This is a genomic window from Yoonia rosea (assembly GCF_900156505.1).
GTDB lineage: Bacteria > Pseudomonadota > Alphaproteobacteria > Rhodobacterales > Rhodobacteraceae > Yoonia > Yoonia rosea.
The window spans coordinates 757,187-779,673 of record NZ_FTPR01000001.1; the positions used below are offsets into that span (position 1 = coordinate 757,187).

The following is a 22,487-nucleotide window of genomic DNA, read 5'->3' on the forward strand; positions in this document are numbered from 1 at the left end:
CTTTCTGACTGCGGGCATCCGGCACTGGACGCCGCAGTGCAGCCCGCCTAATTATGACGTAACCCCAACGGTGGGGCGTCATTGGGTGGGAGGCCGGCATGGTTCAAGATACAGCGCAACATCCGGAAACAGGTCAAACCCCCGTTGCGCAGCTCACCACAGCCCAGGCGCGCGCCGAATTGGCGTGGTTGGCCGAACAGATTGCGGCGGCAAATACGGCCTATCACCGCGATGACGCACCCGAGATCAGTGACGCAGATTATGATGCGTTAAAACGACGAAACGCCGCGATTGAAGCGTATTTTCCGTCGCTCAAGCGCACCGACAGTCCCAGCGATGTTGTTGGTGCCGAAGTCGCCGAAGGATTCGGGAAAGTCCGCCATGCGGTACGGATGTTGTCCTTGGGCAATGCTTTTGCGGATGAAGATGTGAGCGAATTCGATGCGCGCATTCGCAAATACCTCGGTCTGGATGCGGACACCGCATTGCGCTACACCGCCGAGCCAAAGATCGACGGGCTGTCGCTTTCGCTGCGCTATGAAAGCGGCGTGTTGATGCAGGCCGCAACACGTGGCGATGGCGAAACGGGTGAAAACGTGACCGCCAACGCCCGCACAATTGCCGATATCCCGCGCAAGATCACCGACGGGCCCGCCGTGCTCGAGGTGCGCGGTGAAGTCTACATGAGCCACGATGACTTTGCCGCACTCAACGCACGTCAGGCAGAGAGCGGTGGCAAGAAATTCGCAAATCCGCGCAACGCCGCCGCCGGATCATTGCGGCAACTTGACGCTGAGATCACAAAATCACGGCCGTTGCGTTTCTTTGCCTACGCATGGGGTGAACTCTCGGCGCCTTTGGCCGACACGCAATCAGATGCAATCGCAAAACTGGCGTCTTTCGGTTTCGTCACAAACCCGTTGACGCGTCGCTGCGACAGCCCCGACACCCTTTTGCAGCACTACAAAACGATCGAGGCGCAGCGCGCGACGCTTGGCTACGACATCGATGGTGTGGTCTACAAAGTTGATGACCTTGCGCTGCAAAAACGCCTCGGTTTCCGTTCAACGACCCCCCGTTGGGCGATTGCGCATAAGTTTCCCGCCGAACTGGCGTGGACAAGACTGGAAGCCATCGACATCCAGGTCGGGCGCACCGGCGCGTTGTCACCCGTCGCGCGATTGCAACCCGTCACCGTTGGTGGCGTGGTGGTGTCGAACGCGACGCTGCACAATGAAGACTACATTGCAGGGCGCGACGGAAACGGCGCACCGATCCGCGAAGGTCGTGACATCCGCGTGGGTGACTGGGTTCAGGTCTACCGCGCCGGTGACGTGATCCCGAAAATCAGTGACGTCGATCTGGCCCGCCGCCCTGAAGATGCGGTACCCTATGTGATGCCGAAAACCTGTCCCGAATGTGGGTCGGATGCGATCCGCGAAGAGGGTGATGCGGTACGCCGTTGCACCGGCGGCATCATCTGCCCTGCGCAAGCCGTGGAAAAGCTCAAGCATTTCGTCTCGCGCGCGGCCTTTGACATCGAGGGGCTTGGCGCCAAGCAGGTCGAGCAGTTCTACGCGGACGGCTGGATCACCACACCTGCCGATATTTTCACCCTGCGTGCGCGCTATGGCACAGGCGTGCAGCAACTCAAAAACCGCGAGGGCTGGGGTGAGAAAAGCGCCAGCAATCTCTTTGATGCCATTGACGAGAAACGCAAAATTTCGCTCGCGCGCGTGATTTTCTCGCTCGGGATCCGGCATGTGGGCGAAAACAGCGCGGCCCTTTTGGCCAACCACTACACGTCTTGGGACGCGTTCGAGCAGGCCATGACCACCGCAGAAATCGGCGCGGGCGCTGCCTGGGAAGACCTGATCGGGATCGACGGTGTGGGCGCTGTGATGGCCACGTCGCTGGTGACGACGATGCAACAAGAGGCCGAGCGCGCGTCGATTGACCGCCTGATCGCGGAGCTTTCCGTGCAGGACGCCGAGGCGCGGGCCACAGACAGCCCTGTTGCGGGCAAGACCGTGGTTTTTACAGGCACGCTCGAACGTATGACGCGGGCCGAGGCAAAAGCGCGCGCCGAAAGCCTTGGCGCCAAGGTGTCCGGCTCGGTCAGCGCAAAAACCGACATTCTGATCGCAGGGCCCGGCGCGGGCTCAAAGGCGCAGAAAGCGGCTGATCTTGGGGTTGAGACGATGGACGAAGACGCCTGGCTTGCCCTGATTGGCGACGCATGAGCGGGCGGCCCGAAATCCTTTTTCCGCTGTTTGCAGAATTGACGAAGCTTGATGGGATCGGCCCGAAATCGGCGCAAATCCTTGAAGCTGCGGCGATTGCCAAGCCGCTTGATATCCTGATGACACTGCCCGCGTCAGGTGTGGACCGCCACAGGCGGGCAAGCATTCGCGATGTGGTGCCCCCCACTGTTGCCACTGTTGAGGTGACGGTGGGCGAGCACCATCCGCCGCGCACGCGGGGGCGACCTTACCGTGTGCATGTCGAAGATGCGGAAACCTCGTTCCAACTGGTCTTTTTTCACGCGCGCGGTGATTATCTGCAGCGGCTATTGCCGACGGGCCAAAGGCGGGTCGTATCCGGCAAGGTCGAGATTTTTGACGGGATCGCGCAGATCGTCCATCCTGATCACGTGCTGCCTGTGGCCGAGGCGGCCGATATTCCGGCATTCGAACCGGTCTATCCGCTGCACGCCGGTATCACGCAAAAGGCGATGTGGAAGGCCACGCGCTCGGCGCTGTCCTTGCTGCCGGAGCTTGCGGAATGGATTGATCCGGCTTTGAAGACACGTGAGAACTGGCCGGATTGGGCGGCGGCGATGCAGGCCGCACATAGCCCGCAATCGACGTCCGATTTGTCGCCTCATGCGCTGGCGCGGGAACGACTGGCCTATGATGAGCTTTTTGCGCACCAGTTGACGTTGGCCTTGGCGCGTGCGGCCACACGGCGGGCGAAAGGGCGTGCGTCGCAGGCAACAGGCGTGCTGAGCACAAAGGTTTTGGAGGCTTTGCCGTACAAACCAACCGGTGCACAGAGCCATGCCATCGCTGAAATCGTCGCGGATCTGGCCACGCCGTTGCGGATGAACCGGCTGCTTCAGGGCGATGTCGGGTCGGGCAAGACGCTTGTTGCGTTGATGGCATTGCTGGCTGTGGTCGAGGCAGGCGGGCAGGGCGTGATGATGGCGCCTACCGAGATTCTGGCCCGCCAGCATCTGGACGGGTTGCGGCCTTTGGCAGAATCCGCAGGTGTGACCTTGGACATCCTGACAGGGCGCGACAAGGGGCGCGCGCGCGCGGCCAAGCTTGACGCCCTTGCGAAGGGTGAGATCAATATTCTCGTGGGCACCCATGCGGTGTTCCAGAAAGACATCGTTTTCAAGGACTTGCGCCTTGCCATTATTGACGAACAGCACCGTTTCGGGGTGGCCCAGCGGATGCAACTTGGCGCCAAGGGGCAGGCCGTTGATGTGCTGGTGATGACAGCCACGCCCATTCCGCGTTCGCTCGCGCTCGCGCAATACGGGGATATGGATGTCTCCGTGCTGGATGAAAAACCGCCCGGGCGGACACCTGTTCAAACCGCGCTGGTGTCGGCCTCGCGAATGGACGAGGTGGTGGAAAAGCTCCGCCATGCGGTGGCGCAAGGGCGGCAGGCCTATTGGGTGTGTCCCTTGGTCGAAGAAAGTGAAGTTGTTGATATGACCGCCGCCGAAGAGCGGTTCAAGCGATTGCGCGCGGCTTTGGGTGAGGGTGTTGTGGGGTTGGTTCATGGCCAGATGCCACCGTCCGAAAAAGATGCCGCCATGGCGCGGTTTGTGGCTGGCGATACCAAGGTGCTTGTCGCAACCACGGTCATCGAGGTGGGTGTCAATGTGCCCAACGCCTCGATCATGATGATCGAACATGCAGACCGCTTTGGTCTGGCGCAACTGCACCAACTGCGGGGCAGGGTCGGGCGCGGGTCTGCAGCCTCGACCTGTTTGTTGCTCTATCAAGCGCCGCTGAGTGAAAGCGGGCGACGCCGGCTTGAGATATTACGCGAGACAGAAGACGGGTTCCGGATTTCTGAAGAAGATCTGGCCATGCGCGGTGCGGGCGATGTGATTGGTACGGCGCAATCCGGTATTCCACGGTTCCGAATTGCCGATCTTGAACGGCAGACAGGGCAGATGGCAGTGGCCCAAACCGACGCGCGCAAACTGCTGAATGACGACCCGAAACTGGAAACACCCCGTGGCAAGGCCGCCAGAACGCTCCTTTGGCTGATGGAGCAGGACAAGGCGATCCGTTTAATATCAGTGGGTTAACCACAGTAGTCACAAAATGTTCTCAAATGTTCTATAAAAGTTCTTTACAGGTGGTTAATGATATGAGAACAAAGTAGCAACAGAGCATGAGGAGAACACACCAATGGCTGAAGAGATTAAATCCGTTATCGCACGTTCACGCGACACGATTGTCGCCGATGCGTTGGGCGTTGCCGCCCTCATGGTCATGTTGATTGTTGGATTGGCCTTGCCCGGGCTGATCTGACCTGCCGAAGCGATCACGGCCCGGTCTGTCACATTGCCCTGTCCCAAGAATGCAATGCTTGATGACCTGCCTGTCTGATATCCAAAGCGGGGGTTTTGCCTCTCCCCATGGAATACTGGATCGGGTCGTGATCGTTTTCAAACCTGCCGCCGCCATCTGCCCGGATGTGCGGCGGTTTTTTTATGCGCTGGCCTGTTGGCTGTGCAGGGCGTCCAATGTGGCATCAAAGGCAAGCATGATCGACGCGTGGCGGTTCTTATAGTCTTTGGCAGGCTGCAACACCTCAAGATCGCCAAAGGGGGCAGCGGGTACGGGGCCATCTGATTTGAGCATCGCATAAAGCGCATCACGGCCGGCTTGGACCTGATCGAGGGTCAGCCCGACGATATTTGCCCCAACAACAGCGGCCGCGGCCTGACCCAAAGCGCAGGCTTTCACATCCTGCCCGTAGCCCGTAATCACACCATCGGCCAGTTCCAGATCAACGGTCACGGTCGAGCCGCACAAAGGGGCCCGCTTTTTCGCGGTCGCTGTGGGATGGTCCAGCCGTGCCGTGCGCGGCATATCCGCAGCCAGCGCCAGAATACGCCCCGAGTAGAGTTTGATCAGATCGTTTTCCGCCGACATCGCGTTGCCCTTTTTCTTACACCCCATTAGATAGTGCGGGCCGCCCCGCTTGCAAAGGTTTTTGATATGCCCTTCGATCCCGCGACCCTGCTTTATAACGACGCAGGCCTGATCCCCGCGATTGCACAAGATGCTGCAACCGGTGAGGTGCTGATGATGGCGTGGATGAACGCCGATGCGGTGGCGCAGACACTTGAAACGGGGCGCGTCACCTATTGGTCGCGTTCACGGCAGGCATTCTGGATCAAAGGTGAAACCAGCGGCCATACGCAGGAACTGGTGGATTTTCGCGTGGATTGTGACCGCGACTGCCTCTTGGTGCGGGTCAACCAGACCGGGCCGGCCTGTCACACAGGGGCGCGTAGCTGCTTTTTCACCGCCGTGCACGACGGCGAAGAGGTCAGCGACTAATCGCGCCAGCCGATCATGTGCTTGATGTCCTGCACGCTCAGACCTTCGGCGCGGTATTTAGCCAGCGCCTTGGCGTGATCAATCTTCGCCAGCCGCTTGCCATCCGCGTCTGTAATCAGTGGGTGGTGATGATAGACAGGCGTCGGATAGTCCAAGAGCGCCTGGATCAGCACATGCAGCGGCGTCAGATCACGCAGATCCATGCCGCGCACCACATGTGTAATGCCCTGCAGCGCATCATCCACGACGCAGGCCAGATGATAGGCCGGATCGCCCGTATCCTTGCGCCGCAAGATCGGATCGCCAATGGTCCCCAGCAGCAGGTCATCGGTGATGTTTTGGGACGTGGTTGCGCCTGTCTCATCATATCCTAACGGCCCGTCGATCCGGGCCAAGGCCTTGGCGATATCCAGACGCAGCCCGTCACCGGGTTGTGCATCCGCCATACTGCGGTGACGACACGTGCCGGGATAAACCAATCCGTCCGCACCCGGTTTGGCGCCTGCATCTGCAATCTGGCGGCGCGTACAGCTACAGGGATAAATCAGGCCCGCGTCGCCAAGGTGTTCCAGAACTGCGTCATATTCCGCGTAATGGTCGGACTGGCGGCGCACCGGTGTTGGCCATGTCAGGCTAAGCCATGCCAGATCTTCATATATACCCGCCTCATGTGCGGGGCGTACCCGCGTGCTGTCGGTATCCTCGATCCGTAAGAGGGCGGTGCCACCCAGATCGCGGGCAACTTGCCAGACGGTCAAAGCCGAATAGGCGTGTCCAAGATGCAGAGGGCCGGTGGGCGATGGGGCAAACCGCGTCAGCACGCTATTCGGCGGCGTCCAGCATCGTCTGGCCCAGCCACGCCTGCCAATCGGCCTTGGCGCGGTCGGTATAGGCTTTGTAGCGCTCTTTGCGGCCACGGCGCCCGCTTTTCACACCGTCAAGTGGCGGGAACAGCCCGAAATTCACGTTCATCGGCTGAAACGTCTTGGCCTCTGCGCCGCCGGTGATGTGGGTCACTAGGGCGCCCATGGCCGTCGTGTTCGGGACCGGTGCAAGGCTGCGCCCCGTCATTTCCGCCACCGCCATACGCCCCGCCAAAAGGCCCATGGCAGCACTTTCGACATAGCCTTCAACACCCGTGATTTGCCCTGCAAAGCGGATATTGGGGCGGCTGCGCAGGCGCATTTGATCGTCAAGCAAGGTGGGCGAGTTAATGAATGTGTTGCGGTGGATCCCACCCAGCCGCGCGAATTCCGCATCCTCAAGGCCGGGAATCATTTTGAAAACAGCCTTTTGCGCGCCGTATTTCATCTTGGTCTGAAAGCCGACGATATTGTAGAGCGTGCCCAATGCGTTATCGCGGCGCAACTGCACCACAGCATAGGGCTTGTTTTGCGGATCATGGGCGTTGGTCAGTCCGACGGGTTTCATCGGCCCAAAGCGCAGGGTTTCGCGCCCGCGTTCAGCCATCACCTCGATCGGCAGACAGCCGTCAAAGTAGCCTGCGGTCTCGCCTTCTTTGAATTCGGTCTTTTCGGCGTCCAAGAGCGCATCAATAAACGCTTCATACTGGGCCTTGGTCATCGGGCAATTCAGGTATGCGGTGCGTTCCGCCTCGGTTTCGCCCTTGTCATAGCGCGACTGCATCCACGCCACATCCATGTTGATGCTCTCGTGATAAACAATTGGCGCAATCGCATCGAAGAAGGCCAGTGCCTCGGCACTGGTCTCGGCCTGAATGGCCTCGGCCAAGGCGCCCGAGGTCAGCGGACCCGTGGCAATGATCCAGTTCCCGCTTTCAGGAAGTGCCGTAATCTCTTCATAAGACACAGAAATATTGCTATGGGCCTTGAGTGCCGCTGTCACGCTTTCCGCGAACGGATCACGGTCCACCGCCAGTGCACCACCGGCAGGCAGGCGGTGTTTGTGGGCGGTGTGCATGATCAGCCCGTCGGCCTGCATCATTTCCCAGTGCAGCAATCCGACAGCGTTTTGTTCATGATCATCCGAGCGGAACGAATTGGAACAGACCATTTCGCCAAGGTTGCCTGTGCGATGTGCAAAGGTTTCCACCTTGGGGCGCATTTCGTGAATGACAACTTTCAGGCCCGCGTTTGCCGCCTGCCATGCTGCCTCTGATCCGGCCATGCCGCCGCCGATGATATTGAGTGTTTTATCCATAGGCGTGATCTAATCCGCAGCCCCGCAAAAGAAAAGGCCCGCGACAATCTGCGGGCCTTTTGCGTTATTCTGTGACGGGGTTTTCCTCATCCTCGCCCTGGTCGGCAATCCAGGCCACGCTGACCACGGTTTCGCCCTTGCCGGTGTCGAACACTTTGACGCCACCAGCCCCGCGTGAGCGGAAGGAAATCCCTTCAACAGGCACGCGGATGGACTGACCGGTCGAGGTGACCAGCATGATCTGGTCGGACATCTCCACAGGGAAGGATGTGACCAAAGGACCGCCGCGCATCGCCTTGTCCATCGCGGCCACACCCATGCCGCCACGTCCGCGCACTGGGTAGTCATGGCTGGAAGACAGCTTGCCGGACCCTTTTGCCGTGATCGTCAGGATCAGGTTTTCGGCCGCAGACATCTCTGCATAGCGTTCTTGGGTGATCGCACCTGCGACAGCCTCCTCCTCGTCATCGACCTCGGCGTCATCGGCCAAACCGGCCATTGCGCGGCGCATTTTCAGATAGGCGGCACGCTCTTCGGCCTCGGCCTTGAAGTGGCGGATGATCGACATGGACACGACCTTGTCGTCGCCCTGCAGACGGATCCCGCGTACACCCACCGAACTGCGCGAGTTGAAAATGCGCACGTCGGTGGCGGGGAAACGGATGGCGCGCCCGCTGTCGGTGACCAGCATCACATCATCATCATTGGATGCAATACGCGCGTTAATCAGCGTGGTATCCGCATGTTCATCCTCGAATTTCATCGCAATCTTGCCATTGCGCATGACATTGGTGAAATCCGATAGCTTGTTGCGGCGCACAGTACCTGCCGAGGTCGCAAAGACGACCTGAAGGTCATCCCATTCTTCCTCGGGGCGGTCGACAGGCATGATCGCGGCAATGGAAACACCCGGCGGAATTGGCAGGATGTTCACGATTGCCTTGCCCTTGGCGGTGCGGCTGCCCAGCGGCAGACGCCATGTTTTCAGCTTGTAAACCATGCCGTCGGTCGTGAAGAACAACAGCTGCGTATGGGTATTTGCGACGAAGAGGGTGGTTACCACGTCTTCTTCTTTGGTGGCCATGGACGACAGGCCCTTACCACCACGCCGTTGCGCGCGGAAATCAGCGAGGGCCGTGCGTTTGATGTACCCGCCCGAGGTCACGGTCACGACCATATCCTCTTTCTCGATCAGGTCCTCGTCTTCCATGTCGCCCGACCAGTCGACGATTTCGGTGCGGCGCGGCACGGCGAAAAGATCGCGCACCTCGGTCAACTCGTCACGGATGATCTGCATGATGCGTTCGCGTGAGCCCAGAATTTCAAGGTATTCGCGGATTTTTCCAGCGAGTTCCTGCAGCTCGTCTGTGACTTCTTTCACGCCGATCTGTGTCAGGCGTTGCAAACGCAACTCAAGGATCGCGCGCGCTTGCGCTTCGGACAGGTTATAGGTGCCGTCTTCATTCGCAGGATGGGTCGGATCGTCGATCAGCTTGATGTATTCAAGGATCGCTTCTGCAGGCCAGCGGCGCGTCATCAGCTTTTCGCGCGCTGTCGCGGCGTCGGCGGACGAGCGAATGGTCGCTACAACCTCATCAATATTGGTGACAGCAACGGCCAGACCGCACAGCAGGTGCGAGCGTTCGCGCGCCTTGCGCAATTCATATGCGGTGCGGCGTGCCACCACATCTTCGCGGAAATCGACGAACGCGGTCAGGAAGGCACGCAGGGTCAACTGCTCGGGCTTGCCGCCGTTCAGCGCCAGCATGTTGCAGCCGAAATAGGTTTGCATCGGGGTAAAGCGGAAGAGCTGGTTCAGTACCACTTCGGCTGTGGCATCACGCTTGAGTTCGACCACCACGCGCACACCGTTGCGATCGGATTCGTCCTGCACGTGGGCGATGCCTTCGATCTTCTTGTCGCGCGCAGCCTCTGCGATCCGGTCAATCATTGAGGCTTTGTTCACCTGATATGGAATCTCATTGATCACAATGGCATAGCGGTCTTTGCGAATTTCCTCGACCACTGTCTTGGCACGGACAATGACGGACCCACGGCCTTCAAGATAGGCTTTGCGCGCACCCGCGCGGCCCAGAATAATCCCGCCAGTCGGGAAATCGGGGGCAGGGATATACTCGATCAATTCCTCTGACGTCATGTCGGGATTGTCGATCAGCGCGAGCGTGGCGTCGATCACTTCGCCCAGGTTATGGGGCGGGATATTCGTGGCCATGCCCACGGCAATACCACCGGCGCCATTGACCAGCATATTGGGATAACGCGCAGGCAGAACCGTCGGTTCACGGTCCTTGCCATCATAGTTGTCCTGAAAATCAACGGTGTCCTTGTCGATATCCGCCAGCAGATAGACCGCAGGTTGGTCCATCCGCACCTCGGTATAGCGATAGGCCGCCGCACGGTCGCCATCCATCGAACCAAAGTTGCCTTGCCCATCCAAAAGCACCAGCGACATTGAGAAATCCTGCGCCATCCGCACCAGCGCATCATAGATCGCGCTATCACCGTGGGGGTGGTATTTACCCATTGTCTCGGCCACCGGACGTGATGATTTCCGGTAAGGTTTGTCCGGTGTGTTGCCCGTACCATGCATCGCGTACAAAATCCGGCGGTGCACCGGTTTCAGACCATCGCGCAAATCCGGAATCGCGCGCGACACGATGACGCTCATGGCGTAATCCAGATAGCTGGTCTTCAGCTCATGCTCGATCGTGACAGAAGGCCCCTCATACGCAGGGCGCATGGGCGGGTTTTCTTCATCGTTTTCAGGTGTTTCTGGGGTATCGTTCACGTGATCCGCCTGTTGGTTTTTGGACTGCTACATCTGGTTGGAGCCACTCTATCAGACACTTGATATGGGGTGCAATGATGGATGCAGTCAGGCGTTAGCAGCCACACGGACATGCTGCTAATATATTGTTTTTGTTGACATAATTTTATCCGGTGGAATCATGAAGCAGGGGCAAATGTGAGCAAGGAAAAATAACATGCCATCAGAAACCGAATTGATGTTGAAGGGTTACGGGCTGACGACAGCCGAGATGTTCTATCACATGCCGGACTACCCACATGTGCTAAACACCTTTGTCTGGCAGGACTATGATTTGGCACCCGACCACGACAAGCTTTTGAATTTCATCAGCTTTTGGCGCAAAGAGTTGGAAGGGCCGCTACATTCCGTGCGATTTGTCCATCGCAAGATGATCAGCCCGGGTGAATGGCGGCATGTGACAGGCGAATTTACCTATCACTAAGCCCTAAAACTGTCCGGGCGTCGGTTGTGGGACAAGCGGGATATCACGGGCAGGCGCAGTGCAAGCGGCCAGCGTGAGAAGGCCAATCAGTGCGGTTAGAAGAAGGGTCCTTTTGTACATGAAGACATACCTTTTTTTGTTCTTTGCCTACCAATAGACGCGGCAGATTCTTTCGAAAAGGTAGATAATGCGTCTTTACGAAAAACCGCCTATCCCGCGCGCTTGATCATCCCGAACAGATCGCGCGGATCATCAGGATCGGCAATCAGGTCCAGATCAAGATAATAGGGCGTATCTTGGATTTTGCGGTGCACGTAGCGCAACGCACTGAAATCCTCGATGGCGAAACCGACACCATCAAAAAGCGTGACTTCACCGGCCGATTTACGCCCTGCCTGCGCACCTGTGATCACTTGCCAAAGCTCGGTCACCGGGTGATCGGCGGGCATCTGCTGAATTTCGCCTTCAATCCGCGTTTGAGGCGGGTATTCGACGAAAATCGAAGACCGCGCCACAATATCGCGGTGCAATTCTGTCTTGCCGGGGCAATCGCCGCCGATAGCATTAATATGCACGCCCGCACCGACCATATTGTCGGTCAGAATCGTTTGCATATCCTTATCCGCAGTCGCCACCGTGATCACGTCTGCGCCTTCAATCGCCTCTTCCGGCGTTGTGCAGGGGGTGATGTGAAAGCCAAGTCCCGCAAGGTTTTTCATGCATTTCTCGGTCGCGGCACTGTCGATGTCGTACAGGCGGATATTGTCGATCCCGCAGACCGCCTTGATCGCGAGGCACTGGAACTCCGACTGCGCGCCATTGCCGATCATTGCCATTGTTTTGGCATCAGGGGACGCCAGATGTTTTGTTGCGACGGCCGACATCGCACCGGTACGCAACGCCGTCAGGATCGTCATTTCCGAAAACAGCAGCGGATAGCCGCTATAGACGTCTGAAAGCACACCAAAGGCCGTGACCGTTTGCAGGCCTTCTTTCATGTTCTTGGGGTGGCCGTTGACATATTTGAAGCCGTAGAATTTGCCATCAGAGGTTGGCATCAATTCAATGACACCTACGTCCGAGTGGCTGCCCACACGTGGTGTTTTGTCAAACAACTCCCAACGGGCGAAATCCGCTTCGATCTCATTTGCGAGATCGGCCAGAAATGCCTCAATGCCGATGTGATGCACCAGACGCATCATGTTATCGACGCTGACAAAGGGCACCATGGCGCGCTGCGATGCTTTCAGGCTCATTTCTTATCTCGTGTTGGGCGGTCAAAGACGCGACGGCCAAGAAGGGATGCGGTCAAATCGACCATCAGGTTCGCGGTGGTGCCGCGGTCATCCAGAAAGGGGTTCAACTCGACAAGGTCGAGCGAGGTGACAAGTTCACTGTCCGACAAGATCTCCATCACCAGATGCCCTTCGCGTACGGTCGCACCGCCCGGCACCGTGGTGCCGACAGCAGGGGCGACAGAGGGATCAAGGAAATCGACGTCCAGCGATACGTGCAGCATGCCATCCACAGCCGCGACGCGTTCCAAAAACGCTTTCAGCGGGGTGCTGATCCCTTCCTCATCGATCCGGCGCATATCGACCAGTTCAACATCACCGCCCGCAAGGACCGCATGTTCAGCCTCATCGACAGAACGCAGACCGATCATGCAGATATTCTGCGTCTCGACCTTGGCGGGCAGGGGTGGAAAGGCGTCAAACCCGTCGCGTCCTGTCACGTAACCCACGGGTGTTCCATGCAGATTGCCACTGTCAGAAGTATCGGGCGTGTGAATGTCGCTATGCGCATCCAGCCATAGCGCAAAGAAAGGGCGGCCCAGCTTTTGCGCATGGGCGGCCATGCCCGCCACGGTGCCCGCGGCCAAAGCATGATCGCCACCAAGGAAAATGGGCATGCCGCGCGGGGCGGCCTCCTGCGCGGCGGCCATTAAGGTCTGGGTCCAGCCGATATTCTCCGCCAGCTTGTGCACCAGCGGGTTTTTCGGGGCGGCCACCGTGACATCGGCAGGTGCCAGATTGCCGATATCTTCAACCGTATGGCCAAGTTTCGTGATCGCCTCGGCAATGCCGGCGGTGCGGTAGGCGTCGGGGCCCATCAGGCAGCCCTGGCGGCGTTTGCCACAGTCCACAGGGGCGCCAATCAATATGCAGTGTTTTTGTGTCATGGTCAGAGTGTTGCCCAAAACAGGGGGTGGGTTAAGCGTGCAAATTGTGCAAAATGTAAATGGATTACACAAAATGGATAATACGAATGGACGAATTGGATGCTCACCTGATCGCTGCCTTGAAACGCAACGGGCGCGCGTCGCTGTCCGAGCTTGCCGCCCAGCTTGGCGTCACCCGCAGCACGGTGCGCGTGCGCCTAGACCGGTTGGTCCAAGGGGGCGAGATCGCGGGATTTACGGTGCTGACAAGGTCAGACGTGCGGCCTGATCCTGTGCGCGGTCTGATGATGCTGGAAATCGCGGGGCGCGGGGCCGAGAAGGTGATGAAGCAACTGCAAAGGATGACTGAAGTACAGGCGGTCCATTCCACCAATGGCACATGGGATCTGATCGCCGAGATCGGAACCGACACGCTGGAAACATTCGATCAGGTGCTGTTTGCGATCCGGCGTCTGGAAGGTGTCACGCGCTCCGAGACGAACCTGCTGCTGTCGACGCGCCGCTAAGCCGGACTGCGATGATCCAGCCGATCACCAGACCAATCGAGAAAATCGCGTTCCAACTGGCCATAGAGAGCGAAAACAGCTCCCAGCTGACCTGATCACACATCACAACGCGCGGGCCTGTAACGGTCAGCAGGTCCGCACCGGTTAGCCCTTCGAGGCTACTTCCGCCTGTACAGCTGCTCGGGCCTTCCCACCAATCGCGTTCGACGCCGGTATGAAACACGCCAATCGCTGCGGTTGTTGCGGCGGCAATGGCGCCAAGCAAAGGCAGAACACGGCCCGGAAACCGCAAGGCCAAGAGACCGATCAGGATTGCGGCCGCATGGGGCCAGCGTTGCCACAGGCACATCGCGCAGGGAGGATAACCCAGCGCCTGAAACAAAAAGGCGCCGGCCAGCAATGCGGCAGATCCACCCGCAGACAACAAGATCATCAGGTTTCTGGTCATAACAATCCAATCATAGCGAATCCCGCGATCAGGAGCACGCAAAAGACGATGAACACCAATCCGAGCCGACGTTCGATAAAGTCGCGGATCGGTGCGCCGAATTTCCACAAAAGCGCGGCGACAAGGAAGAACCTGAGCGCGCGCGCAAAAATGGACGACACGATAAAGACGGACAAGGGCAGACCGGTGACACCCGAGGCGATTGTAATCACCTTGAACGGCAGGAATGTGACACCTGCCACCACCACGGCCCATGCGCCATATTCGTTGAAAACAGCCGACATCTCGGCAAAACTCGCGTCTTTGCCATAAAGCGCGAGGATCGGCTGGCCGATCGTCTCCATCAAGACAGCGCCAATGTAATAGCCGAACAGGCCCCCCGCCACGGAGGCGACGGTGGCGACGGCCGCAATCAAAAAGGCACGCGAAGGCCGTGCAATAATCATCGGGATCATCAGCACGTCGGGCGGGATAGGAAAAAACGAGGACTCAATAAATGACACAAACGCCAACACCCAAAGGGCGTAGGGCGACTGCGCGCTTGAAATCGTCCAGTTGTAAAGCCTGCGTAACATCTTCTGCCCGATGGTTTTGTGCCTTAGGCCACGAAGTGCCCCTATCGTCAAGCTTGCGTCGTTCAGGGGAGCATCTAAACTGCTGGCAAACGCCCGACAGGAGATAAGCGATGAAGTGGCAGGGACGACGTGGAAGCGGCAATATCGAAGACCGCCGGCGGCGCAGCGGGACCCGGCGGGCAGGGGGGATCGGTGGGATCGCAGGGGTCCTGATTTTGCTTGCAGGTCTGTATTTCGGGGTGGATACAAGCCAGTTCGTCGATCTCGGCGGCGTTGGTGTGCAGAGCAGCGCAGAAACCGAAATCACACCCGCGGATGAACGCGCCGCACAGTTTGTGTCGGTCACGCTTGCGGATACAGAAGAGGTCTGGACCGATATTTTTGCGCGCCAGCTCGGCCAGACTTATGATCCGCCGACGCTCGTGCTGTTCAAGGGCCAGACACGTTCAGCCTGCGGCGGGGCATCTGCAGCAACCGGGCCATTCTATTGTCCGCCGGAACGCAAAGCCTTTCTCGACACAGCGTTTTTTACGACGATGGAGGACCGTCTGGGCGCCGGTGGAGATTTTGCCGCCGCTTATGTGGTCGCCCATGAGGTCGCGCATCACGTACAGAATGAATTGGGCATACTGGGGCAGGTCAACCAGATGCGCGCACAAATGAGCGCGGCTGATTCCAATGCCATGTCCGTCAGGGTCGAACTTCAGGCGGATTGCCTTTCGGGGATATGGGCCCGTACCGCGCAGGAAAAATTCGGCAGCCTCGAGCGCGGCGATATTGCCGAGGCGATGAACGCCGCCGCACAAATCGGCGATGATACCCTGCAACGCAACGCAGGGCAGCGCGTGCAACCCCATACTTTTACCCATGGGACCAGCGAACAAAGGCAGCGCTGGTTCCAGCGCGGATTGGACAGCGGCAACCTTGCGGATTGTGACACGTTCTCGACCAACCGTTTGTGATAAATCACGATTGACGCGCCCGAATAGGGGCATTAGGAGAAGCGCTGTTGCCGATGTGGCGGAATGGTAGACGCAGGGGATTCAAAATCCCCCGATAGCAATATCGTGAGAGTTCGAGTCTCTCCATCGGCACCACTGGTCCTGCTTGTATGACCAGTCCGCGTTTCTCCACCAAGGGTTGTGACTTTCTGCAGGAAAGACACAACATGAGCATATTTTAGCCAAATTTGTATGATTCAAGCTGAGGGGGTCTTTCCTTTAACGGACTATCTATGTCTTTGTGTGTACATAGTATTTTAGCCGTCAGGACGCCCGGAACATTAAGAGTGTGGCGCGCCTCAAATAGACAAGAGGCAGAGGTCGAGATCCATTTGCTGGGTGACAGATCTATGCGTTCAAAGCAGCCTGTGAATGGGCTTGGTTCAAGAGTTGGAATTGCAAGGACCCTTTGTTGGGGCCGCCGCAACGATGAGATGAGTGGTCGGATGCCCGTGGATTTTAAGGCTGGTTTGACATGACGCGTGACACGCAGAACAAGCTGTCAACCGACATTGATAGCGACAACACGGATACAGCGGCAGGGGCCGATTTCGTTCACAGCTTTCATGAACTTGAGCGCGTGGTGCCTTGCTTTACCCCAGGGACGATGATTGCAACCCCGCGCGGTGAGGTGGCGGTTGAAACGCTGAAGGCAGGCGGCCGTATTCTGACCCGCGACAATGGTATTCAAGCCATAAACTGGGTCGGTCAAAAGCGGCTTGATTTCATGGAACTGAAAAAGGCGCCACAACTGCGGCCGATCGTCATTGCCGCCGGCGCACTTGGCGACGGAATGCCGGAACGGGACATGATGGTGTCGCCGACCCACCGTGTCCTGATCACGTCGCACAAGGCAGAACTCTATTTTGGCCAGTCTGAAATTCTCGTGCCCGCCAAGTATATGCTGGCATTAGAGGGAGTATCAGTCTCGGATCAGCCCTATGTCACCTATATCCACATGATGTGCGAAAATCACGAGATCGTACTCGCTGACGGCGCTTGGAGCGAGAGCTTCCAGCCCGGCGACCACACACTCAAGGGCTTTGACGAGGATCAGCGCGAAGAACTCTTTGCACTGTTCCCCGAGTTGGCAACCGAAGAGGGGCTTGCCGCCTATCGCGCAGCGCGACGGACTTTGGGCAAGCGTGAAGCGGCCCTTTTGTTCACGTCCTAGTCAATCGCCAGGCGTCCCAGTCTTCCGGCGTATCAAGATCGAACCGCGCGCGTGCATCCGGCAGCGCGACAAAATGCGTGGCACCTGTGTGCTTTTTCACGAGCGCATCCGCGCCTTTATCGCCCGCAAGACCTGCAAAATCGGGCCGCAATGATGCATCAAACAGGATAGGATGCCCCGGTTTTCTGTCAGCGGTCGTGCCCCGCCAGATCAAGGCATCAGGGGCCGCGTTGCGGGCATCCAGAACTGCCACAAGATCTGCGGTCTCAAGTGCCACCAGATCGCCCAGCATGACCAGAAAGGCCGGTGCATCTGGCAATTGCGCCACGCCACTGCGCAGACTTGCGGACAAGCCTTCATCTGCATCCGCGACGATCAAAGCTGTTGCCTTGCTTTCGTCAATGATCGCCCGGCGGGCGATAGCATCGGGGGGGACGGCCACAAAAACCGGCTGCCCTGTGCCCTGTGCCATTTCGATCTGGCGGCGCAATAGTGGCAGGCCATCGACATCTTCCAACAGCTTGTCTTGCCCGCGCATCCGGCGGGACCGGCCAGCCGCAAGGATCAGGATCGGGACGCTGGTAATCTCGGGCACTCCTCTTTGCGGCGTCGTATGTATCGCGCTGAAAAACCGCTGACGGTTCGGAAAACGACAAAAGGTGTCGGTGGGCGGCTATCGCTTGCCCTTACCATTGCAGACGGTGGGCCTGTCATCAAACGAAAGGTTCCGCCGATGCGCACCCATGCCCAAGCCGTTGTCATCGGAGGCGGTGTGATCGGTTGCTCCATTCTGTACCACCTTGCCAAACTGGGCTGGACCGATGTTGTGCTGCTGGAACGCGATGAGCTGACATCCGGTTCCACATGGCATGCGGCGGCGAATATCCACGGGTTGCATGACAGCACCAATATCAGCCGGATCCAGCATTACACGATGAACCTTTATAATGCGCTGGAAGAGGAAACGGGCCAGTCTTGCGGCGTGTTCCAGCCCGGATCGCTCTATCTGGCGCAAACCGAGGCGCGCGAACACCAGCTCCGCTTGCAGGCCGCGAAGGCCAAATTCTACGGGATGAATTTTCACGAAGTTGACCGCGCCGAGGCCGAACGCCTGCACCCGCTGGTCGATTTTGATGGCATTCGCTGCATCATGTTCGAACCCGATGGCGGCAATGTCGATCCATCAGGTGTGACCAATGCCTATGCCATCGGCGCGCGCCAGCGCGGTGCCGAGATTCACCGCTTTACGCCGGTGACGGCGACTGTCCCGCAGCCGGATGGCACGTGGATTGTCGAGACGTCCAAAGGCAATATCCACACCGAATGGGTCATTAACGCCGCAGGGCTTTGGGGGCGGGAGGTGGCGCAACTGGCAGGCATCACCTTGCCGCTTTTGCCGACCGAGCATCAGTATTTTGTTACCGAAACGATCCCCCAGATCGCCGCACTGGACCGGCGTCTGCCTTCGGTCGCGGACCGTGACGGGGAGTATTATCTGCGTCAGGAAGGGCAGGGCCTCTTGGTCGGGGCCTATGAAAAAGACGTGCGCTTCTGGGCCGAAGATGGCACCCCGCAGGGCTTTGGCCATGAATTGTTTGCCGATGATCTTGAACGGATCGAAGACAATATGATGCGCGCCATCGCCCGCGTACCGGCTGTGGGCGAGGCGGGGATCAAGCGCGTCATTAATGGGCCGATGATCTGGTCACCTGACAGCAACGTCCTTTACGGTCCGCATCCTGATTTGCGCAACTACTTCTGCTGCAACGGCATTATCCCGGGATTCAGCCAATCGGGTGGCATGGGCCTGATGGCGGCACAGTGGATCATCAAAGGCGAAAGCGAATATGACATGTTTGCGTGGGATGTGGCGCGTTTCGGGCCCTGGGCGGACGCGAAGTTCACCAAAGCCCGCGTCGGCGACCAATACGCCAAACGTTTTGCGATCCATTTTCCCAATGAGGAACGCAGCGCAGGCCGGCCTGTTCGCACACGCCCTGTCTATGAGATGCAAAAGGCTGTGGGCGCGGTCTTTGGCCTGAACTACGGCTGGGAACATCCGCTCTGGTTCGCCGATGCGCCTGATGTCGCCGAAACCAATGGGTTCACCCGCCAGAACTGGTTCGAACCCGTGGGCCGTGAGGCGCGGATGCTGCGCCAAACCGCCGGGATCATTGATATATCGAACTTCGCCAAATACTTCGTCAAAGGCCCCGGCGCCGCGGATTGGCTGAACGCCGTCTTTGCCAATCATATGCCCAAAGCGGTCGGCCGGTCGTGCCTGACGCCGCTTATTGGCGTGAACGGCGGTATTGCGGGGGATTTCACGGTCACGCGGCTGGCCGGTGATGCCTTCATGGTCATTGGCAGCGGAGCGGCAGAGCATTATCACCAGCGGTTCTGGAACGCGGTTCCATTGCCGGCAGGGACGACATTCAAGAGCCGTACCGATACGATGTGCGGCTTCAACGTTGCGGGGCCGCAATCCCGTGCTTTGCTGGCGACACTGACCGACGCAGACCTGAGCAACGAGGCGTTCCCTTTTATGCATTCACAACAGATCACGGTCGCTGGTGTCGATGTGGTTGCGTTGCGTGTGTCCTTTACCGGTGATCTGGGCTGGGAACTGCATTGTGCACAAGCCGATCAGTTGCAGCTCTATGAGGCGCTCATCGCGGCAGGGCGTGATCTGGGCGCAAGGCCTGTGGGATCGCGGGCACTGATGTCGCTCCGTATCGAAAAGGGCTATGGCAGTTGGGGCCGCGAATATTCGCCGGAATACTGGCCGCAAGAGGTGGGACTGGATCGTCTGATTAAGCTTGAGAAAGATTTCTTGAACAAAAGCAGCTACCTGAAGATCAAAGACAATGTGCCGCGCGAACTTTTGCAGGTCATTGAGGTGACTGAGGTCACCGATGCAGATGCATCGGGCGGTGAGCCGATCTTTTTGCCGGACGGCAGACCCGTCGGCCGCGTTACATCGGGAACATACGGCTATAGCGTCGCGAAATCACTCGCCTTGGGCTATCTCAAAAACGTGCCCGCAGGCACCGCTGTTGACGTCATGATCCTTGGAAAGCCACACCGCGGTGTTGTGCTGGCGGAGCCACCGTTTGACCCCGCCGGAAAGCGGTTGCGCGCTTAAGGAATGATGCGCGTGTATTTGGTGCCCTCAAGCGTGGCACCAAGGCGCAAACCTGTCTGCGCAAACACTACGGCAATCACTGGGGCCAAGGAGGTTGTTGTCTCGGCGCGGATCATCTCGCTTTGATCGCGGAACGCGTATTCCATATCCGCACCTGCGGCCCAACCAGGGCCTTGGCGGAATTCCATCAACGCTTCTGGTGTCATGAAGAAAAGCACATGGCTGAACTGTTGTGCGCCAATCTGGAAACCCGCACTGCCGGACGTGGCCGAGTAATAATCGACGGTCGATCCACCGACGCGCAATGCGCCACGTCCAAATGATCCGCCCAGACCGAGGCCCACTTCCGTCACCAATGGCATCACCAAGAGCCCCGAAGACCGCTCTGCAAGATCGCGCGTGCCCGGATACTGCTGGAACATCCCGTTCAGCGTACTGTCGACGCGTGCGTCGATTGTCGCACCACCGGGGCTGCCGATGCCGTTGCTGCATGCTGCCAGCGTTGACGCTGCCAATGTCCCCAACGCAAAACTGCGCCTTGTCAAATTGCTCATGATATATCCGCCTATTGCCTGTGATGGGGCCGTTTTTCGACCCTTATACTGATTTTTATAGGGCAGGATCACAGCGGTGTCACCCTTCAAGGTGCCTTGCGTGCCAAAGTTCGCCCTTCAAATGGTCCGGGAAAGAACGGGTGGGGGAACAAGCAAGGTTAGCCGTTCAGAATTCTTGCCGCTTCAGGCGCGAAATAGGTCAGGATACCGTCACATCCGGCGCGTTTAAAAGCCAGCAGGCTTTCCATCATGACCTTTTCACCGTCAAGCCATCCGTTCTGGGCCGCCGCCTGCAACATCGCGTATTCGCCGCTGACTTGATAGGCATAGGTGGGCACACCGAAAGTATCTTTCACACGGCGGCAAATATCCAGATATGGCATCCCCGGTTTCACCATCACCATATCGGCCCCTTCGGCCAGATCACGCGCCACAAGGCGCAGGGCCTCATCACTGTTGCCGGGGTCCATCTGATAGGTTTTCTTGTCGCCTGTCAGCGCAGAAGAGGCACCCACCGCATCACGGAAAGGGCCATAGAACGCCGAGGCATATTTGGCCGTATAGCTGAGGATCGTTACATTGTGGTGTCCTTCGGCCTCCAATGCCGTGCGGATCGCCCCGATCCGTCCATCCATCATGTCAGACGGGCCCAGAATATCAGCACCCGCATCGGCCTGCGCGAGCGCCATTTTGACCAAAGCCTCGACGGTGCGGTCATTCACGATCTCGCCGTTCTCGACAAAACCGTCGTGTCCGTTGATGTTGTAGGGATCAAGCGCGATATCGGTCATAACCGCGATATCCGGGGCAGCTTGCTTGATCGCGCGAATGGCCTGATTGGTCAGGTTGTCGGGGTCCCATGCCATCGCGCAATCCTCGGTCCGGGCTTCCATGCCCGTATAGGGAAAGATACAAATCGCAGGGATACCAAGGGCTTGCGCCTCTTTTGCGGCCAGCGCGACGCGATCCACCGTGCGCCGGACGACGCCAGGCATCGAGGCGATCGGTGTTTCCGCATCCTTGCCATCCATCACAAAGACCGGCCAGATCAAATCATCCACCGTCAGCGTGTTCTGGCGGGACAAAGCGCGCAATGCAGGGCTCTGACGCATCCGGCGCAGGCGTGTGGCGGGAAAAGGTGCAACGGTCGGGTTCATGGTCTGTGGCCTCAAATAAACTGAATTTCTTGGTGCCACGGATTTTGCGCCATCACAAGGCTGGGCAAGGGCGGTCTCGGGCGCTAGGTTCCGGCTCAAGACGCAAAGACAGATGGATAAGACGCTTGGAATCGACGATTGAGCTGCTCCGGCTACTTGAATTTCAAACCTTCGACAGCTTCTGGTACTGGATGGCGGTGATGGTCACTTATGCGGTGGCCAGCAACTGGTTGCTTGGCGTCCCGTTTGATGTGCTTTTTCGGGCGCGCAAATTGGACAGCCCGCATCTGGCCGATCTTGAAAAACTGGTGGATGTGAATGTCCGGCGGATCGTGGCGATCAACGCATATCTTGGCGTCGCCATTGCGATCATGGTTGCCTTCAGCCTGAGTGTTCTTGTGGTCCTGGGCGTCTTTTACCGCGTCGAGCTTGCACAGGGGCTTTTGGCGCTGACCGCCCCGCTGACGTTGATCATGGTCATGAACATGCGTCTGGCGCATCAGTTGGAAGCGGCACCTTTACAGGGGCGGGAACTGGTGGACAGGCTGTTTCGCGTACGTTTGTGGACGCAGGTAGTAAGCATGATCGCGCTGTTCTTGACGTCGATGTACGGCATGTATGTGGTGATTTCCGCGCAGCGTTTCTTTTAGAATCAGGGCCCTTAACAGTTGACACGGCGGGCGCGCGGGGTAGGTCAG

21 protein-coding genes and 1 tRNA gene are annotated in these 22,487 nt (G+C 58.4%); 11 read left to right on the forward strand and 11 right to left on the reverse strand.

The features are described 5' to 3' along the window. Window positions 1-98: 98 nt before the first annotated feature. From ligA to B0B09_RS18150, 3 genes are all read left to right on the forward strand, one after another. Complete coding sequence (gene ligA / locus B0B09_RS03650) at window positions 99-2,243, forward strand: NAD-dependent DNA ligase LigA (protein ID WP_076658411.1); 2,145 nt, start codon at window positions 99-101, stop codon at window positions 2,241-2,243. Further along, window positions 2,240-4,330, forward strand: a complete 2,091-nt coding sequence (gene recG / locus B0B09_RS03655; protein ID WP_076658412.1) for an ATP-dependent DNA helicase RecG — start codon at window positions 2,240-2,242, stop codon at window positions 4,328-4,330. Before ligA ends, recG begins: the two co-directional genes overlap by 4 nt. 103 nt (window positions 4,331-4,433) lie before the next feature. Next, the gene (locus tag B0B09_RS18150) at window positions 4,434-4,556 is read left to right on the forward strand and encodes a hypothetical protein (RefSeq protein ID WP_278247265.1); all 123 of its coding nucleotides are present in this window, start codon (window positions 4,434-4,436) and stop codon (window positions 4,554-4,556) included. A gap of 180 nt (window positions 4,557-4,736) precedes the next feature. On the opposite strand, the gene B0B09_RS03660 is transcribed toward B0B09_RS18150, so the two are convergent. Then, window positions 4,737-5,183: an iron-sulfur cluster assembly scaffold protein gene (locus B0B09_RS03660; RefSeq protein ID WP_055293388.1), complete on the reverse strand. Its 447-nt coding sequence runs from the start codon at window positions 5,181-5,183 to the stop codon at window positions 4,737-4,739. 66 nt (window positions 5,184-5,249) lie between these two features. Between B0B09_RS03660 and hisI the strand changes: the two genes are divergently transcribed. Beyond that, window positions 5,250-5,594, forward strand: a complete 345-nt coding sequence (gene hisI / locus B0B09_RS03665; protein ID WP_076658413.1) for a phosphoribosyl-AMP cyclohydrolase — start codon at window positions 5,250-5,252, stop codon at window positions 5,592-5,594. Here the strand turns inward: hisI and gluQRS are convergent. From gluQRS to gyrA, 3 genes are all read right to left on the reverse strand, one after another. Further along, window positions 5,591-6,415, reverse strand: coding sequence for a tRNA glutamyl-Q(34) synthetase GluQRS (gene gluQRS / locus B0B09_RS03670; protein WP_076658414.1), 825 nt, complete (start codon window positions 6,413-6,415; stop codon window positions 5,591-5,593). The genes hisI and gluQRS overlap by 4 nt on opposite strands. A 1-nt stretch (window position 6,416) precedes the next feature. Next, the gene (trmFO, locus tag B0B09_RS03675; RefSeq protein WP_055292790.1) at window positions 6,417-7,775 is read right to left on the reverse strand and encodes a methylenetetrahydrofolate--tRNA-(uracil(54)-C(5))-methyltransferase (FADH(2)-oxidizing) TrmFO; all 1,359 of its coding nucleotides are present in this window, start codon (window positions 7,773-7,775) and stop codon (window positions 6,417-6,419) included. 64 nt (window positions 7,776-7,839) lie between these two features. Beyond that, window positions 7,840-10,584, reverse strand: a complete 2,745-nt coding sequence (gyrA, locus tag B0B09_RS03680; RefSeq protein WP_076658415.1) for a DNA gyrase subunit A — start codon at window positions 10,582-10,584, stop codon at window positions 7,840-7,842. 196 nt (window positions 10,585-10,780) lie between these two features. On the opposite strand from gyrA, the gene B0B09_RS03685 reads away from it, so the two are divergent. Continuing rightward, on the forward strand, window positions 10,781-11,047 hold the full coding sequence (locus B0B09_RS03685) for an usg protein (RefSeq protein ID WP_055685746.1): 267 nt from the start codon (window positions 10,781-10,783) through the stop codon (window positions 11,045-11,047). A 209-nt stretch (window positions 11,048-11,256) separates the two neighbouring features. Here B0B09_RS03685 and ocd read toward each other — a convergent pair whose 3' ends face one another. Both ocd and rocF read right to left on the reverse strand, forming a co-directional pair. Further along, a complete protein-coding gene (gene ocd / locus B0B09_RS03690) occupies window positions 11,257-12,303 on the reverse strand; it encodes an ornithine cyclodeaminase (protein WP_076658416.1) in 1,047 nt (348 codons plus the stop codon). Further along, window positions 12,300-13,229: an arginase gene (rocF, locus tag B0B09_RS03695; RefSeq protein WP_076658417.1), complete on the reverse strand. Its 930-nt coding sequence runs from the start codon at window positions 13,227-13,229 to the stop codon at window positions 12,300-12,302. Before rocF ends, ocd begins: the two co-directional genes overlap by 4 nt. An 86-nt stretch (window positions 13,230-13,315) precedes the next feature. Here rocF and B0B09_RS03700 point away from each other — a divergent pair, with 86 nt between their 5' ends. After that, complete coding sequence (locus B0B09_RS03700; RefSeq protein ID WP_076658418.1) at window positions 13,316-13,735, forward strand: Lrp/AsnC family transcriptional regulator; 420 nt, start codon at window positions 13,316-13,318, stop codon at window positions 13,733-13,735. On the opposite strand, the gene B0B09_RS03705 is transcribed toward B0B09_RS03700, so the two are convergent. Then, a complete protein-coding gene (locus B0B09_RS03705) occupies window positions 13,692-14,183 on the reverse strand; it encodes a disulfide bond formation protein B (RefSeq protein ID WP_076658419.1) in 492 nt (163 codons plus the stop codon). The two genes, B0B09_RS03700 and B0B09_RS03705, sit on opposite strands and share 44 nt — an antisense overlap. Further along, the gene (locus tag B0B09_RS03710; RefSeq protein ID WP_076658420.1) at window positions 14,180-14,758 is read right to left on the reverse strand and encodes a YqaA family protein; all 579 of its coding nucleotides are present in this window, start codon (window positions 14,756-14,758) and stop codon (window positions 14,180-14,182) included. The genes B0B09_RS03705 and B0B09_RS03710 overlap by 4 nt, the downstream gene beginning before the upstream one ends. 110 nt (window positions 14,759-14,868) lie before the next feature. Between B0B09_RS03710 and ypfJ the strand changes: the two genes are divergently transcribed. From ypfJ to B0B09_RS03725, 3 genes are all read left to right on the forward strand, one after another. Beyond that, window positions 14,869-15,720 carry a KPN_02809 family neutral zinc metallopeptidase gene (ypfJ, locus tag B0B09_RS03715; protein ID WP_076658421.1) on the forward strand — a complete coding sequence of 284 codons (852 nt, stop codon included), beginning with the start codon at window positions 14,869-14,871 and terminating at the stop codon, window positions 15,718-15,720. A gap of 49 nt (window positions 15,721-15,769) precedes the next feature. Beyond that, window positions 15,770-15,855: transfer RNA gene (locus B0B09_RS03720), tRNA-Leu, on the forward strand. 379 nt (window positions 15,856-16,234) lie between these two features. After that, on the forward strand, window positions 16,235-16,933 hold the full coding sequence (locus B0B09_RS03725; RefSeq protein WP_084190719.1) for a Hint domain-containing protein: 699 nt from the start codon (window positions 16,235-16,237) through the stop codon (window positions 16,931-16,933). Here the strand turns inward: B0B09_RS03725 and B0B09_RS03730 are convergent. Beyond that, complete coding sequence (locus tag B0B09_RS03730; RefSeq protein ID WP_076658422.1) at window positions 16,923-17,528, reverse strand: nucleotidyltransferase family protein; 606 nt, start codon at window positions 17,526-17,528, stop codon at window positions 16,923-16,925. The two genes, B0B09_RS03725 and B0B09_RS03730, sit on opposite strands and share 11 nt — an antisense overlap. Before the next feature lie 138 nt (window positions 17,529-17,666). Here B0B09_RS03730 and B0B09_RS03735 point away from each other — a divergent pair, with 138 nt between their 5' ends. Beyond that, on the forward strand, window positions 17,667-20,078 hold the full coding sequence (locus B0B09_RS03735; RefSeq protein WP_076659777.1) for a GcvT family protein: 2,412 nt from the start codon (window positions 17,667-17,669) through the stop codon (window positions 20,076-20,078). On the opposite strand, the gene B0B09_RS03740 is transcribed toward B0B09_RS03735, so the two are convergent. Both B0B09_RS03740 and hemB read right to left on the reverse strand, forming a co-directional pair. Beyond that, the gene (locus tag B0B09_RS03740; protein WP_207552128.1) at window positions 20,075-20,632 is read right to left on the reverse strand and encodes a lipid-binding SYLF domain-containing protein; all 558 of its coding nucleotides are present in this window, start codon (window positions 20,630-20,632) and stop codon (window positions 20,075-20,077) included. The genes B0B09_RS03735 and B0B09_RS03740 overlap by 4 nt on opposite strands. Window positions 20,633-20,790: 158 nt before the next feature. Continuing rightward, window positions 20,791-21,789, reverse strand: coding sequence for a porphobilinogen synthase (gene hemB, locus B0B09_RS03745; RefSeq protein WP_076658423.1), 999 nt, complete (start codon window positions 21,787-21,789; stop codon window positions 20,791-20,793). Between the two features lie 125 nt (window positions 21,790-21,914). On the opposite strand from hemB, the gene B0B09_RS03750 reads away from it, so the two are divergent. After that, window positions 21,915-22,439: a hypothetical protein gene (locus B0B09_RS03750; RefSeq protein WP_076658424.1), complete on the forward strand. Its 525-nt coding sequence runs from the start codon at window positions 21,915-21,917 to the stop codon at window positions 22,437-22,439. Window positions 22,440-22,487: the final 48 nt, after the last annotated feature.

Bases quoted from the DNA above. Each gene is read 5' to 3' on its own strand.
- B0B09_RS03735 (WP_076659777.1), top strand. From the start codon at position 17,667: ATGCGCACCCATGCCCAAGCCGTTGTCATCGGAGGCGGTGTGATCGGT.
- B0B09_RS03740 (WP_207552128.1), bottom strand. From the start codon at position 20,632: ATGAGCAATTTGACAAGGCGCAGTTTTGCGTTGGGGACATTGGCAGCG.
- B0B09_RS03710 (WP_076658420.1), bottom strand. From the start codon at position 14,758: ATGTTACGCAGGCTTTACAACTGGACGATTTCAAGCGCGCAGTCGCCC.
- trmFO (WP_055292790.1), bottom strand. From the start codon at position 7,775: ATGGATAAAACACTCAATATCATCGGCGGCGGCATGGCCGGATCAGAG.
- B0B09_RS18150 (WP_278247265.1), top strand. From the start codon at position 4,434: ATGGCTGAAGAGATTAAATCCGTTATCGCACGTTCACGCGACACGATT.
- ocd (WP_076658416.1), bottom strand. From the start codon at position 12,303: ATGAGCCTGAAAGCATCGCAGCGCGCCATGGTGCCCTTTGTCAGCGTC.
- B0B09_RS03705 (WP_076658419.1), bottom strand. From the start codon at position 14,183: ATGACCAGAAACCTGATGATCTTGTTGTCTGCGGGTGGATCTGCCGCA.
- rocF (WP_076658417.1), bottom strand. From the start codon at position 13,229: ATGACACAAAAACACTGCATATTGATTGGCGCCCCTGTGGACTGTGGC.
- hisI (WP_076658413.1), top strand. From the start codon at position 5,250: ATGCCCTTCGATCCCGCGACCCTGCTTTATAACGACGCAGGCCTGATC.
- B0B09_RS03660 (WP_055293388.1), bottom strand. From the start codon at position 5,183: ATGTCGGCGGAAAACGATCTGATCAAACTCTACTCGGGGCGTATTCTG.
- B0B09_RS03700 (WP_076658418.1), top strand. From the start codon at position 13,316: ATGGACGAATTGGATGCTCACCTGATCGCTGCCTTGAAACGCAACGGG.
- B0B09_RS03685 (WP_055685746.1), top strand. From the start codon at position 10,781: ATGCCATCAGAAACCGAATTGATGTTGAAGGGTTACGGGCTGACGACA.
- ligA (WP_076658411.1), top strand. From the start codon at position 99: ATGGTTCAAGATACAGCGCAACATCCGGAAACAGGTCAAACCCCCGTT.
- B0B09_RS03725 (WP_084190719.1), top strand. From the start codon at position 16,235: ATGACGCGTGACACGCAGAACAAGCTGTCAACCGACATTGATAGCGAC.
- ypfJ (WP_076658421.1), top strand. From the start codon at position 14,869: ATGAAGTGGCAGGGACGACGTGGAAGCGGCAATATCGAAGACCGCCGG.
- recG (WP_076658412.1), top strand. From the start codon at position 2,240: ATGAGCGGGCGGCCCGAAATCCTTTTTCCGCTGTTTGCAGAATTGACG.
- hemB (WP_076658423.1), bottom strand. From the start codon at position 21,789: ATGAACCCGACCGTTGCACCTTTTCCCGCCACACGCCTGCGCCGGATG.